15 protein-coding genes are annotated in these 13,528 nt (G+C 60.6%); 11 read left to right on the top strand and 4 right to left on the bottom strand.

Annotated elements, in window-relative coordinates:
- Positions 1 to 120: 120 nt before the first annotated feature.
- From BLT00_RS28855 to BLT00_RS28845, 3 genes are all read left to right on the top strand, one after another.
- Entirely contained in the window at positions 121 to 1,137 is a 1,017-nt protein-coding gene (locus BLT00_RS28855) for a class I SAM-dependent rRNA methyltransferase (RefSeq protein WP_092150437.1), read from the top strand.
- A 120-nt stretch (positions 1,138 to 1,257) separates the two neighbouring features.
- On the top strand, positions 1,258 to 4,191 hold the full coding sequence (locus BLT00_RS28850; RefSeq protein ID WP_175456260.1) for a DUF748 domain-containing protein: 2,934 nt from the start codon (positions 1,258 to 1,260) through the stop codon (positions 4,189 to 4,191).
- The gene (locus BLT00_RS28845; protein WP_092150432.1) at positions 4,192 to 4,488 is read left to right on the top strand and encodes a DUF2845 domain-containing protein; all 297 of its coding nucleotides are present in this window, start codon (positions 4,192 to 4,194) and stop codon (positions 4,486 to 4,488) included. It begins immediately after the preceding gene.
- A 326-nt stretch (positions 4,489 to 4,814) separates the two neighbouring features.
- Here BLT00_RS28845 and BLT00_RS28840 read toward each other — a convergent pair whose 3' ends face one another.
- Both BLT00_RS28840 and BLT00_RS28835 read right to left on the bottom strand, forming a co-directional pair.
- Positions 4,815 to 5,168, bottom strand: coding sequence for a BON domain-containing protein (locus BLT00_RS28840; RefSeq protein ID WP_063324333.1), 354 nt, complete (start codon positions 5,166 to 5,168; stop codon positions 4,815 to 4,817).
- 310 nt (positions 5,169 to 5,478) lie between these two features.
- Entirely contained in the window at positions 5,479 to 5,916 is a 438-nt protein-coding gene (locus BLT00_RS28835; RefSeq protein ID WP_092150476.1) for a pilin, read from the bottom strand.
- Positions 5,917 to 6,140: 224 nt separating this feature from the next.
- Between BLT00_RS28835 and pilB the strand changes: the two genes are divergently transcribed.
- The 5 genes from pilB to yacG are packed head-to-tail and all read left to right on the top strand — an operon-like array spanning position 6,141 to position 10,752.
- Entirely contained in the window at positions 6,141 to 7,841 is a 1,701-nt protein-coding gene (gene pilB / locus BLT00_RS28830; RefSeq protein WP_092150429.1) for a type IV-A pilus assembly ATPase PilB, read from the top strand.
- 2 nt (positions 7,842 to 7,843) lie between these two features.
- A complete protein-coding gene (locus BLT00_RS28825; RefSeq protein WP_092150426.1) occupies positions 7,844 to 9,061 on the top strand; it encodes a type II secretion system F family protein in 1,218 nt (405 codons plus the stop codon).
- Position 9,062: 1 nt separating this feature from the next.
- Positions 9,063 to 9,932, top strand: a complete 870-nt coding sequence (locus tag BLT00_RS28820) for a prepilin peptidase (protein WP_092150423.1) — start codon at positions 9,063 to 9,065, stop codon at positions 9,930 to 9,932.
- Positions 9,932 to 10,555, top strand: coding sequence for a dephospho-CoA kinase (gene coaE, locus BLT00_RS28815; protein ID WP_063324329.1), 624 nt, complete (start codon positions 9,932 to 9,934; stop codon positions 10,553 to 10,555). The genes BLT00_RS28820 and coaE overlap by 1 nt, the downstream gene beginning before the upstream one ends.
- A complete protein-coding gene (yacG, locus tag BLT00_RS28810) occupies positions 10,552 to 10,752 on the top strand; it encodes a DNA gyrase inhibitor YacG (protein WP_072346097.1) in 201 nt (66 codons plus the stop codon). Before coaE ends, yacG begins: the two co-directional genes overlap by 4 nt.
- A gap of 202 nt (positions 10,753 to 10,954) precedes the next feature.
- Here the strand turns inward: yacG and BLT00_RS28805 are convergent, their stop codons facing one another.
- Positions 10,955 to 11,170 carry a hypothetical protein gene (locus BLT00_RS28805; protein ID WP_013694234.1) on the bottom strand — a complete coding sequence of 72 codons (216 nt, stop codon included), beginning with the start codon at positions 11,168 to 11,170 and terminating at the stop codon, positions 10,955 to 10,957.
- Between the two features lie 63 nt (positions 11,171 to 11,233).
- Positions 11,234 to 11,920 (bottom strand): energy-coupling factor ABC transporter permease, encoded by a 687-nt coding sequence (locus tag BLT00_RS28800; protein WP_092150419.1) that lies wholly within the window; start codon positions 11,918 to 11,920, stop codon positions 11,234 to 11,236.
- 231 nt (positions 11,921 to 12,151) lie between these two features.
- Here BLT00_RS28800 and BLT00_RS28795 point away from each other — a divergent pair, with 231 nt between their 5' ends.
- The 3 genes from BLT00_RS28795 to BLT00_RS28785 are packed head-to-tail and all read left to right on the top strand — an operon-like array spanning position 12,152 to position 13,528.
- Positions 12,152 to 12,778 carry a DUF1780 domain-containing protein gene (locus tag BLT00_RS28795; protein ID WP_003205682.1) on the top strand — a complete coding sequence of 209 codons (627 nt, stop codon included), beginning with the start codon at positions 12,152 to 12,154 and terminating at the stop codon, positions 12,776 to 12,778.
- The gene (locus BLT00_RS28790) at positions 12,775 to 13,302 is read left to right on the top strand and encodes an MOSC domain-containing protein (RefSeq protein ID WP_092150415.1); all 528 of its coding nucleotides are present in this window, start codon (positions 12,775 to 12,777) and stop codon (positions 13,300 to 13,302) included. Before BLT00_RS28795 ends, BLT00_RS28790 begins: the two co-directional genes overlap by 4 nt.
- A 52-nt stretch (positions 13,303 to 13,354) precedes the next feature.
- Complete coding sequence (locus tag BLT00_RS28785; protein WP_003205686.1) at positions 13,355 to 13,528, top strand: DUF3094 domain-containing protein; 174 nt, start codon at positions 13,355 to 13,357, stop codon at positions 13,526 to 13,528.

Here is a 13,528-nt window from a genome sequence, read left to right as displayed (position 1 = left end):
GCGGGAGCAAGCTCCCTCGCCACAGATCGGTGCCCGGCTCCAGATCCGTATGCAATCCCCCAACCTGGGTTTGTATAACTGCTAAACTCCCGCGCCTCATTTCTCTAAGGCGCGCCCGGCATGTCTTCCTTGAATCAGGCGCTGCGCGCCGCCCTCGACCAGCGCCACGAGTTGCTCGACCAACTGCACCAGCAAGGCACCGACTGCTATCGCCTGTTCCATGGCAGCCAGGAAGGCGCACCCGGCCTGACCATCGACCGCTACGGCCCGCAACTGCTGGTACAGAGCTTCCATAAAGCGCTGGAGCGCGACGACCTGCTGCAACTGCACGGCATCGTCAACGAACGGCTGGGCCTGGAGACGCTATTGGTCTACAACGACCGCGCCCGGGGCAATTCGCGCGTCGACCGCCAGGACACCGTCTATCAGGCGGACGAGGCCGCCCTGCAAGACCTGGTCGGGCATGAATGGGGCTTGAATTATCGCGTCCGCGGTCGCCATGCCGGGCAGGACCCACTGCTGTTTCTCGACCTGCGCAACGCCCGAGGCTGGGTCAAGGCACACAGCCGCAACAAAAGCGTGCTGAACCTGTTCGCCTACACCTGCGGCGTCGGCCTGAGCGCTGCGGCCGGCGGCGCGCGGGAGGTGTGCAACCTGGACTTCGCCGAAGGCAACCTGGCGGTGGGCCGCGAAAACGGCCTGCTCAACCCCGATTTGCCGCCGATGGCGTTCGTGCAGTCGGATTACTTTCCGGCGATCCGCCAACTGGCCGGCCTGCCCATCAGCCAGCGGCGCGGGCAGAAACTGCCCAACTACGTGCGCCTGGAACAACGCCAGTACGACCTGGTGCTGCTCGATCCGCCGGCCTGGGCCAAAAGTGCGTTCGGCACCGTCGATCTGTTGCGCGACTATCAAAGCCTGCTGAAACCGGCATTGCTCACCACCGCCGACAATGGCGTGCTGATCTGCTGCAACAACCTGGCAAAAGTGCCCATGGACGACTGGCGCGAACAGGTACTGCGTTGTGCGGAAAAAGCCGGTCGCCCGGTGCGCGAGTGGAGCGTGCTGACGCCCGGCAGCGATTTCCCCTCCCTCGACCAGCAACCGCCACTCAAGACCCTGGTCCTCCAGCTCTAAGCCAGGCTCAGAATTCTCACGCAAAAAACGGACAAATCTCATAAATCACAGTGGCTTCGGAACCGTAAACGCATGCCATACTCCAAGGCACTCCGAATTCACACCAAGATGAAGCCGCACATGCCCAAAGGATTGATTCGCGCCATCGGCGCTCTGTTGACCGCACTGGCCCTCTACAGCCTGTTGGGCTTTCTGATTTTGCCGGGCATCGCCTTGCGCATCGCCAACCAGCAACTGGCCACCTTTGCGACGGTGCCGACCCAGATCCAGCGCATCGAACTCAATCCCTTCAGCCTTGAAGTCACCCTCTGGGGCCTGAATATCGGCGAACCAGGCAAGGAACAGGTCGGCTTCGAACGGCTGTATGCCAACCTGCAGCTCGACAGCCTGTGGTCGGGCGCCCTGCACCTGGTCGACATCGAGCTGGACAAGCCCAAGACCGAAGTGATGTTCGCCAAGGACGGTCAATTGAACCTGCTGGGCCTGTTCAAGCTGCCGGCCAGCGAGCCGACGCCCGCCGCCCCCGAGGCCAAGCCGTTCCCCCTGCGGGTCGACCGAATCAAGTTGGCCGGCGGTTATGTGCATTTTCAGGACCTGCGCCCCAGCGAACCCATTGAGTTTCTCTACGACACCCTCGATTTCGAGCTGAAAAACCTCAGCACCCTGCCCGACGACAATGCCGACATGACCCTGGTGGCTGCTGGCCCCGAAGGCGGACAGATCGACTGGACCGGTAATTTCAGCCTCACGCCGATTGCCTCCCAAGGCACTCTCAAAGTCACTGGCGGCCAAATGAAAGCCTGGTGGCCCTATGTGCGCGACGCCGTGCCGCTGGTTCTGGAAAACGGCGTCCTGAACCTCAGCACCGACTACAAGCTCAACCTGGCCAAGGGTACCGAACTGCTGCTCAACAACGCCGCGGTCAGTGTCGCGCCCTTCGCCATCAAGGCACCCGATGGCCGTCCACTGGTGAAGCTCGAACGCCTGGACGTGAGCGAAACCTCGGTGGACCTGGCCAAGCAGCAAGTTATCGTGGGCAAGATCCGTAGCCAGAAGCTGGAAACCTGGGCCGCTCGCGAGGCGGACGGGCAGTTGGACTGGCAGAAACTCTTCGCCAGCCAGCCGGCCAAACCGCAGGTCAAGGCTGAGCCGGCATCCGCCCCGGCAGCGGCAGACTCGCCAAAAGCTGAACCGGCACCGCCCAGCAAACCCTGGCAGGTGATGTTGAAGGATGTGCAACTGCGCGACTATAAGGTGCACTTGGCCGACCGCCAGGCCCAGCCCGCGGTGGCACTGGAGGTCGGCCCGCTGAACCTCGACCTGCAGAACTACGACACCCTCAATGGCTCACCCTTTACCCTCAAGCTGGACACCGGGGTAGGCAAGCAGGGCAAGATCCTGGCCGACGGCGAGGTCAACCTGAACCCGATCACCGCCAAGCTCAAGGTCAAGACCCAGGACGTCGACCTGCGCGTCGCTCAGTCGTACATCAACCCGTTCATTCGCCTGGAGCTGCGCTCCGGGATGCTCGGCAGTGACCTGGCGGTCGACCTCAAAAGTACCAAACCGCTGGCATTTGCCGTCACCGGCCGCGCCCAGGTCGATCAGTTGCACACCCTCGACACGCTCAAGACCCGCGACTTCCTCAAGTGGCAAAGCCTGGTCCTCGAAGGCCTGAATTATCAGCACGGTGACAGCCTTTCCATCAACAAGGTCAACCTGTTCCAACCGTACGCGCGCTTCATGATCAACGACGACCGCACCACCAACGTCGATGACCTGCTGATCCCGCAACCGGCCGACAGCGGCACGAAGAACACCGCGGCAAAACCGGCGCCCCAGGAAAAACCGCTGGGCATCCACATCGGTGGTATCGCCATCAATGACGGTTCGGCCAACTTCGCCGACTTCAGCCTGACCCCCAATTTCGCCACGGCTATCCAACAGCTCAACGGTGCAATCGGCACGATCGACAGCCGCCAGGCCAAACCGGCCAGTGTCGACATCAAGGGCAAAGTAGATCGCTATGCACCGGTCACCATCAAAGGGGCGGTCAACCCCTTCGACCCGATGGCCAGCCTCGACATCGCCACCAGTTTCAAACGGGTCGAGCTGACTACCCTGACGCCCTACTCCGGCAAGTTCGCCGGCTATCGCATCCGCAAGGGTCGGCTCAATCTCGATCTGCATTACCGAATCACCCAGGGCAAGCTCCAGGCGGAGAACAAAGTGGTGGTCGAGCAGTTGCAACTGGGGGAGAAAGTCGACAGCCCGGACGCCGTGAGCCTGCCACTCAAATTGGCCGTCGCATTGCTCAAGGATTCCGACGGCAAGATTTCCATCGAACTACCGGTGTCCGGTGATCTCAACGACCCGCAATTCAGCGTCATGCCAATCATCTGGCAGACCCTGCGCAACCTGGTGGTACGAGCGGCCCAGGCGCCGTTCAAGCTTATCGGTGGGCTGGTGGCCGGCGGCGGCTCGGAAGACCTGGGCAGCGTGGCGTTTGCGCCAGGCTCCAGCGACCTGAGCAAAGACAATGAAGGCGTGCTGCTCAAACTGTCCGAGGCCCTTGGCAAACGTCCGGAGCTGCGCCTGGAGATCGAAGGCACCGCCGCCGAAAGCAGCGACGGCCCACTGCTCGCCGCCCAACGCCTGGAGCGCGAATATCAATACAACTACTACAAGATGCTGCAGCGTCGGGGCGACAAAGTTCCGGCCCAGGCCTCGCTGATACAGGTGCCCGAGGACGAAAAAGCGCCGCTGCTCGAAGGCATCTACCGCACCCGCCTCAAGACCCAACCGCCCGCCGAATGGACACAATTGGATAAAAAGGCGCGTATCGAGAAACTGCGTGAAGGCGTGATCAAGTTCTGGAGCGGCAGTGACGTGCTCTTGCGCCAACTGGGGCAGGAACGGGCCAGTAGCATCAAGGACTTCCTGGTGGACAAAGGCCAGTTGGCCGATGACCGCGTGTATTTCATCGACGCCAACCTCGGCCAGGCCGAGAGCGATGGCCGGGTGATTACCCCGCTGCATCTGGATGCCGAATAGATGAAACCCTGGTTCGGACTCTGCCTGGGTCTATCGCTGGCCACCGGCCAAGCCGCGGCTGCCGACACGCTGCGCTGCGGCAGCCAACTGATCAGCGTCGGCGACCGCTCGAGCGAAGTGCTGCAAAAGTGCGGGGAGCCAGCGGCGCGGGATGACCTGGGCTACAAGCGCAGTGTCAACCGCCGGGAAGAATACCCGGTGGAGGAATGGACCTACGGCCCCAACAGCGGCATGTACCAATACCTGCGCTTCGAGGGGAATCGGCTGGTGCAGATCACCAGCAAGCGGGGGCGCTGAGGTTTGTCCGTACAGAGGCGTTGAATGTACTACCGCCATCGCGAGCAAGCTCGCTCCCACAGGAGGATGGCGATGAGCACTGATTTTGAGATCACCCAGAACAATGTGGGAGCGAGCTTGCTCGCGATGGCGATCCTACAGACTCATCCACAACCGCTGCCCCCCAATTGATCCACCCCACAATAGAACAGGCCCCCGGCACGAATGCCGGGGGCCTGTAATGGCCACATCCGTGTGGCCTTTCGCATGAACTCCAAAGCGACGGCAAACGTATATCCTGGCCCGCTTGCCGCGCCTTCTCCCAGTCCAGGCGAGAAGTCTTAGCCTTATTCGGCTTTCAGGCCATCAGCCGATACGGCCTTGACGCCTTTGATTTTCTTGGCGATCGCCACAGCGGTGTCTTTTTGTGCCTCAGTGACTTTGGTCATCGAAGATAGGGACACAACACCTTTGTTGGTTTCGACTTTGATATCAGTGCCTGGAATGCCTTTTTCGGTGACCAGGTCAGCTTTGACCTTGGTGGTGATCCAGGTATCGGAAACGTCTTCCTTGGCCTCTGTCACTTCGCCCGCAGCCAGCATCATTGGCGCCTGAGTTGCTTGAGTGGTCTCGGCGAATGCGCTAGCCATGGTCAGGGTCAGAGCGGTAGCAGCGGCGGCAGTGATAGCGAACTTCTTCATACGAGTAACTCCTGTTTTTCTCAGAAACTGCCGGGGTGATGCATTCCGGCAGGGTTAACAGGAGTAGTGCGAAGGCTGTGCCACTTTTGAAACGTTCATTAATTACTTATAAATCAGCAAGTTAAGCGAAACGGTAATTTTCACAATCATGCAAAATGCATGAACTGCCGATTCTGGACATGCAAGTTGCGGGTTTTGGGTTCCAACTAACCATATGAATTTCTGAGCTTTTCTCTTTGCTTCCAAGTACGGGAGTCAGATCGATTTCGAAGATCAAGCCCCGCTCATCAGAGCGGGGCGCCTGCTGTCATCAACTCGCTGGAGCGGCGGCAGCGGCAGCGCCGCCAGTACAGCCGGCCGGTAGGAATTCCTGGGCCGCCGTAGAGCCGCACGTCCAGACACCCGCGGCTGAACGACTTAGAGTAATTGTTTGACCTGCCACGGGGGCAGGCGCATTGCGAAGAACACAAGCGATGGTACCCGTTCCTGCGGAAGCCGTGCCTGAAGCGGTCATCGTGCAGTTACTGGTGGATGCAGTTCCCCCTATAAGGTCCAACGTTGGATTGGTCCCTTGATTCATGACGTCCTCAAATGGCACTTTCAACGCGGATACCTCTGCCAGACCGGCCGTAGCCTTCGCCCTGGCCTGGTACTTGGAATACTGCGGCAACGCAAACGTCGCCAGAATGCCGATGATCGCCACGACGATCAGCAGCTCGATCAAGGTAAAGCCACTCTGCTTATTCATAGACATCTCCCATGCATGAGTCGAAATCTCATGACCTGAAATAGCCATTGCAGGGCACATGCCAACCCTCAAGCCTCATCAATAAGGGGGGTTGAACCCGCACAACGGCGACGTCCTACCTCAACAACCGCACTATCTGACGTTTTTTGTCACCCTGCTCCGCTGGTTTGGCGTCGATGCTTGACTAGGCTATAAGTCATGAACTGTCCGCCGTCGGTATTCCCATGAATGACATTCCCCTCAGCGGTCTGGCCAAGCAACTGGTGCTGGCCGAACTGATCACCGAGCAAAATGCTCAGCAGGCGTACCAACAGGCCCAGCGCAGTCGCATGCCCTTGGTCAGTTATCTGGTGCAAAACAAACTGGTCCAGAGCCGTCAGGTGGCGGAAATCGCCTCGGAACATTTCGGCGTGGCCCTGCTGGACCTCAGCAGCCTGGAGAAAGACACCCAACCCACGGGGCTGGTCAGTGAAAAACTGGTGCGCCAACATCATGCCCTGCCACTGTGGCGACGCGGCAACAAGCTGTTCGTGGGCATTTCCGACCCGACCAATCACCAGGCCATCAATGACATCCAGTTCAGTACCGGCCTGACCACCGAAGCCATCCTGGTGGAGGACAACAAGCTCAGTGACGCCATCGAAAAGTTTTTCGAATCCAGCAGTACAGGCCTGGAAGGCATGGGCGATGTCGATCTCGATGGCCTGGACATCGAGTCGATCGACGATTCCAAGCAGGACTCCATCGGCGGTCAAGACACCGACGACGCGCCGGTGGTGCGCTTCGTCAACAAGATGCTGCTGGACGCGATCAAGGGCGGCTCTTCCGACTTGCACTTTGAACCCTATGAAAAAATCTACCGGGTGCGGGTGCGCACCGACGGCATACTGCGGGAAGTGGCCAGGCCGCCGATCCAACTGGCCAACCGTATCGCCGCCCGCCTGAAAGTCATGGCCAGCCTGGATATTTCCGAGCGGCGCAAACCCCAAGACGGGCGGCTGAAAATGCGTCTGTCGAAAACCAAGTCCATCGATTTCCGGGTCAACACCCTGCCCACGCTCTGGGGCGAAAAAGTGGTGATCCGGATCCTCGACCCCTCCAGTGCGCAAATGGGCATCGATGCCCTGGGCTACGAACCGGACCAGAAAGACCTGTACATGGCCGCCCTCAAGCAACCGCAAGGGCTGATCCTGGTGACCGGTCCGACCGGCTCGGGCAAGACCGTGTCGCTCTACACCGGGCTGAATATCCTCAACACCGTGGACATCAACATTTCCACCGCCGAAGACCCGGTGGAAATCAACATGGAAGGCATCAACCAGGTCAACGTGAATCCGCGCCAGGGGCTGGATTTCGCCCAGGCCCTGCGCTCGTTCCTGCGCCAGGACCCGGACGTGATCATGGTCGGCGAGATCCGCGACCTGGAAACCGCCGAGATCGCCATCAAGGCCGCCCAGACCGGGCACCTGGTGCTCTCCACCCTGCACACCAACAGCGCTGCCGAAACCCTGATCCGCCTGCAGAACATGGGCATTCCGGGGTTCAACATCGCCACCGCCGTGCACCTGATCATTGCCCAGCGGCTGGCGCGCAAGCTGTGCAGTCACTGCAAGAAAGCCATCGAGATTCCCGAGGAAACCTTGCTCAAGGAAGGTTTCCCTCGGGAACACCTCGGCACATTCACGATCTATGAGCCGGTCGGTTGCGAACAGTGCAACAACGGTTACAAAGGGCGCGTGGGAGTTTACGAAGTGGTCAAGAACACGCCCGAGCTGCAACGGTTGATCATGGCCGAGGGCAACTCGCTGGAAATCGATCTGCAAATGCGCAAGGACGGTTTCAATGACCTGCGCACGTCGGGGCTGCTCAAAGTGATGCAGGGTGTCACCAGCCTCGAAGAAATCAACCGGGTCACCAAGGATTGAACATGGCGGTCAAGGCAGTCAAAACCGATGTTTACACTTGGGAAGGCAAGGACCGCAAAGGCACAAAAATGAGTGGCGAGCTGACGGGCCAGAGCCCGGCGCTGGTCAAGGCACAGCTGCGCAAACAAGGCATCAACCCGCAGAAGGTGCGCAAGAAATCCGCCTCGATATTCAGCAAGGGCAAGCGCATCAAGCCGCTGGATATCGCCCTCTTCACCCGCCAGATGGCCACGATGCTCAAGGCTGGCGTGCCACTGCTGCAGGCGTTCGACATCATTGGCGAAGGCTTCGACAACCCCAGCATGCGCAAGCTGGTGGACGAGGTGAAGCAGGAAGTCGCCGCCGGCAACAGCTTCGCCGCGGCGCTGCGCAAGTGCCCACAATATTTCGACGAGCTGTACTGCAACCTGGTGGATGCCGGCGAACAGGCCGGTGCCCTGGACACCCTGCTGGACCGAGTCGCGACCTACAAGGAAAAGAGCGAAGCGCTCAAGGCCAAGATCAAGAAAGCCATGACCTACCCGGCGGCCGTGGTCCTCGTTGCCGCAGTGGTCACGGGGATCCTCCTGGTCAAGGTCGTGCCGCAATTCGAGTCGGTATTCTCCGGGTTCGGCGCGCAACTGCCAGCCTTCACGGTGATGGTCATCGGCCTGTCGGAAATCATGCAGCAATGGTGGTGGGTAATGCTGGGCGGGTTGATGGGGGCGTTTTTTGGCGTGAAGTACGCGCTCAGGCGTTCGGAGCGCTTTCGCGACTGGCGCGACAAATGGCTGCTCAAGCTGCCGCTGATAGGCACCTTGCTGTACAAATCCGCCGTGGCCCGCTACGCCCGCACGCTTTCCACCACCTTCGCCGCCGGCGTGCCGCTGGTGGAGGCCCTGGACTCGGTGTCTGGCGCCACCGGCAACGTGGTGTTCAAACATGCCGTGCAGCGCATCAAGCAGGAGGTCTCGACCGGCATGCAGTTGAATTTTTCCATGCGTGCCTCAGGGATCTTTCCGAACCTGGCGGTCCAGATGACCGCCATCGGCGAGGAATCCGGTGCGCTGGACGACATGCTCGACAAGGTGGCGAGCTTTTATGAGGCCGAGGTGGACAATTTGGTGGACAACCTCACCAGCCTGATGGAACCCTTCATCATGGTGGTCCTGGGGGTGGTCGTCGGTGGCCTGGTGGTTGCCATGTACCTGCCCATCTTTCAACTCGGCTCTGCGATCTGACATGCCCCTGAGCGAATTCTTCGTGCTGTATCCCCTGGCTTTCGTGCTCGTTGCAGCACTGCTCGGCCTGATCATCGGCAGCTTCCTCAACGTGCTGGTGTGGCGCCTGCCGAAGATGCTCAACCGCGAATGGCGCCTGCAGGCTCACGACCTGCTGGGCCTGCCGGCCGAAACCCCGGGCCCGGTCTACAATCTGATGCTGCCCCACTCCCAGTGCCCGCACTGCGGCCATCGCATCCGCGCCTGGGAAAACATTCCACTGCTCAGCTACCTGATGCTGCGCGGCCGCTGTTCGAGCTGCGCCGCGCCCATTGGCAAGCGTTACCCCCTGACCGAACTGGCTTGCGGCGCGTTATCGGCGTTCGTCGCCTGGCATTTCGGCTTTGGCTGGCACGCCGTGATGGTGATGGTCTTGACCTGGGGCCTGCTGGGCATGAGTCTGATCGACGCCGAGCATCAATTGCTGCCCGATTCCCTGGTGCTGCCACTGTTGTGGCTGGGCTTGATCATCAACAGCTTCGGACTCTTCGTGCCCTTGAACCAGGCGATGTGGGGCGCGGTGGCCGGCTATCTGGCGCTGTGGTCACTGTTCTGGGTGTTCAAGCTGGTCACCGGCAAGGAAGGCATGGGCTACGGGGATTTCAAGCTGCTGGCGATGCTCGGCGCCTGGGGTGGCTGGCAGATCCTGCCGCTGACACTGCTGCTGTCGTCGCTGGTGGGCGCCGTTGTCGGGGTGATTGTGCTGCGCTTGCGTGATGCTCCCGAGTCGACGCAGATTCCCTTTGGACCTTATCTGGCCATTGCCGGCTGGATTGCCTTGCTCTGGGGTGGTCAAATAACCGACTTCTATTGGCAGTCTGTCGGTTTTTAATGAATACCTCAGTGAAAAAGCCCTGGATTCTCGGCCTGACCGGTGGCATCGGCAGCGGCAAGAGCGCGGCGGCGCAGCATTTCATCGACCTGGGCGTGCACGTCATCGACGCCGATCATGCGGCGCGCTGGGTGGTCGAACCCGGACGCCCGGCGCTGGCGAAAATCGCCGAGCACTTCGGCCCCGGCGTATTGCAGGCCGACGGCGCCCTGGACCGGGCGGCGCTGCGCAAGCTGATCTTCGAGAATGCCGATGAGCGCCGCTGGCTCGAGGCGTTGCTGCATCCGCTGATCGCCGAGGAAATCGCCCATCATCTGGCCCAGGCACAATCGCCCTATGCGATCCTGGTATCGCCGCTGCTGATCGAGTCGGGGCAGTACGCCATGACCCAGCGGATCCTGGTGATCGATGCGCCGGAACAATTGCAGATTGAACGTACGTTGCAGCGCGACCAGACCAGCGAACAGCAGGTCCAGGCGATTCTCAAGGCCCAGTCCAGCCGCCAGGATCGCCTGAGCCATGCCGACGACGTGGTGGTCAATGATCGCGACCTCGCCTGGCTGCACAGCGAGGTCGAGCGCCTGCATCACTTTTACCTTACTTTGCGTGGAGGCCAATCATGAGCCAGACCCCAACCGTTGATTGCCCAACCTGTGGCGCCCCTGTGGAATGGACCCCGGAGAGCAAATTCCGGCCGTTCTGCTCTGACCGCTGCAAACTGATCGACCTCGGCGCCTGGGCGTCGGAAGAACACAAGATTCCGGTCAGCCCCGACGCCGAGGACGAGCTGTTCAGCGAAGACTTCGAGCCCCGGCACTAAGGCAGTGTCGCTCACTCAGGAAAAATCTGAGTCATTGTGGCGAGTGGATTTATCCCCGCTGGGCTGCGCTGCAGCCCCAAAAAGCTGAATGCAGTCGATCTGAAACACCACAGTGTCAGGTTTCAGGGCTGCTACGCAGCCCAGCGGGGATAAATCCCCTCGCCACAGAGTCATCGTTTTCTTGGGTGTACGGCATTCGCCATTAAGGCCGCATGAAACCGTAGTCCTGTTCATCGTCGAGGTTTTCCGCCAGGAAACTCAACTCATCGGCCAGGTCTTCAGGGCTGCGCACTGTCTTGCTCTGTTGCACGATCGCACTGAGCAAGGCGCGCAGGCTCAAGCCTGGGTCAAAACCGATCTCCATTGCGGCATCGTGGCTACGCCTGATCTCTTGTCTGGCCCACTCATAAACACTCATGGTTGTGCTCCTGGAAATTTTCCAAAGCATGAATGGCGTGTGGTGGTACAGCCTTGACGTGAATCAAGGCTTGTCATCATCGTTCCACGGAGCCGACAGGTAGCGCGTACGGTTGAAGGTCTCCAGCCATTCGGGACTGAACACCACCAATGCGCTGATCACCATACCGTTGATAAAGGCCTCGGGAAAAATGATCAACCAGAGGTAGCCGACAAAATCTTCCAGCCAGTAAGGCATGGCGAATATTCCGTCGTACCACAGCAGGCCAAGCCCCAGCAGCAGGCACGCCAGCGCCGAAAGCGCGGCCGCGAGAAACCCCGAACAGAAGATATACACAAACAGATTGCGCGGCTGGGCGCGCTCCACCAGGATCGCGCAGCACTCGGTGACCAGCACCGGCAAAAGGATCAGCAGCGCACCGTTGACCCCTACCGCTGCCAGGTCCTGGCGGCCCAGCAGCACCAGCGCTAGCTGCGCGCACAGGCCACCGAGGATCGCCAACGGCCAGTCCAGCAATAGCGTCACGGCAGTCATGCCGATGAAGTGATACGAGACACCCGTATCGAAATCCCGGCGCACCAGCCACAGCATGAACAACGCCAGCACTGTGCCGAACAGCAGATGCTGGCGACGGCTGTCGGTGAACAACTCGACCCACGGTGCCCGAAACACCGCCCAAGCCAAGGCAGGCAGAAAAATCAGCCAGCCGCCCGCCAGCGTCTGCGGGGAGAGCAGTTCGGCACCGATCATGGGACTACTCCTTTCGCTTGCCCTTGCCTCAAACAGGCTGTTGTGGCGAGGGAGCTTGCTCCCGCTCGAGCGCGAAGCGCTCGCAAATGCTTCGAGTCTGCTTCGCAGCCCAACGGGAGCAAGCTCCCTCGCCACGTTTTTTTCAAACCAGCAGTCTACACCCCGCCCACAACGCCCATTAATCCACGCAACGCTTTCAGCTTGTCGCAATTGAACGCTAAGCTTGGGCTCATGGATGACTCCGATTACTTACGCCTGCTGACCATCGCGGCCGAGCAAGCCAACGCCTTTCTCTCCAATGCCCGCAAATGGGAGCGTGAGCGTTGGGTTTGCCAGCGTCTGCTGCAAGGGCTGAACGTACCTTATCGCGCCGACGAGTTCGCGCCGGCCGGCGAGCCGCCGGACGTGTTGTTTCGCGATGCCAATTTCGAAGTGTTTTTCGTGCTCGACGAAGGTCGACGCCTCAATGACGAATGGCGCGATGAACTGCAACGCCGCCGCAGCGCCTTCTCCCTGAGCCAGCTGGTACGTCGCGAGGCCAAGCCGCGGCGGATTCCGGCCAATGAGTTCCTGATGCGGCTGGCCCCGACCCTGCGCAAGAAAGCTCACAACTACACCGAGCGCGGCATGGACCTGGGGGACCTGGACATCATCGCCTTCGCCAGCCTCAAGCGCGAAGTGCTGGACCTCAACAGTCACTTCCCACCGCCGACCGAATACCTGCGCCAGGGCTGGCGCTCGCTGTCACTGGTGGGGCCGACGTTTGCCCGGGTGCTGTTCGCACACCCCGACGCGCCGGACTTCCTGCGCAGCAACCTGGGTCGCAGCATTGTGTTCGATGTCGGGATCAGCCTGTGAGCCCACTGCAGGAATTGATTGCCGCTGTGCCCCAACAGGGCCGCGTACGCTGGATTGGCGTACGACCTCAGGGCCACGCGCCCATGATCGAACTGGACGCCGTGGAGGCCCGCCTGGAGGCTGGGCTGACCGGCGATCACGCTCGCCCCGGCGTGCGCAATGCGCGGCAAGTGACGCTGATCCAATGGGAGCACCTGGCCGTGATCGGCTCGCTGATGGGCCGTCCCGAGGACCGGCCCGTGCTGCCACAGGAGCTGCGACGCAACATTGTGGTCAGCGGCATCAATCTGTTCAGCCTCAAGGGCCGGCGCTTTCGCGTTGGCCAAGCCATTTTTGAAACCACCGGCTGGTGCCAGCCTTGTGCCCGATTGGAGCGAAACCTCGGCGAAGGTACATTCCAGGCCGTACGCGGCCATGGCGGAATCACCGCCCGGGTGTTAAAAAGTGGAATCATTCGCCTGGACGACAGCCTGATCGTCGAACCCGTTCCGGCGAGCGGCTACGCTGCTTTCAATGCCGGCTAGCCGGACGCTGTAACGTCTTCACATTCCGCAACGTCTACCTGACGAGGCCTTTATGACCAGCCGCCTGAACCCAGAAGACCAGAAGCATGTCGAAGAGTACCTGCAACTGTCCCAGCACCGAGTCGAGCGCCGGCCTTTCCGGCCGTGGATGCTCCTGGTGGTGGTACTGGCCGTGACCATCGGCCTGGGCCTGTTGAGCCGACTGATCAGTTACCTGACGCTATGA

It is taken from the genome of Pseudomonas sp. NFACC51 (assembly GCF_900103575.1).
GTDB classification, from domain to species: domain Bacteria; phylum Pseudomonadota; class Gammaproteobacteria; order Pseudomonadales; family Pseudomonadaceae; genus Aquipseudomonas; species Aquipseudomonas fluorescens_Q.
The sequence above is the reverse complement of the archived record's forward strand: the minus strand, read 5'-3'. Positions and strand labels throughout refer to the sequence as shown.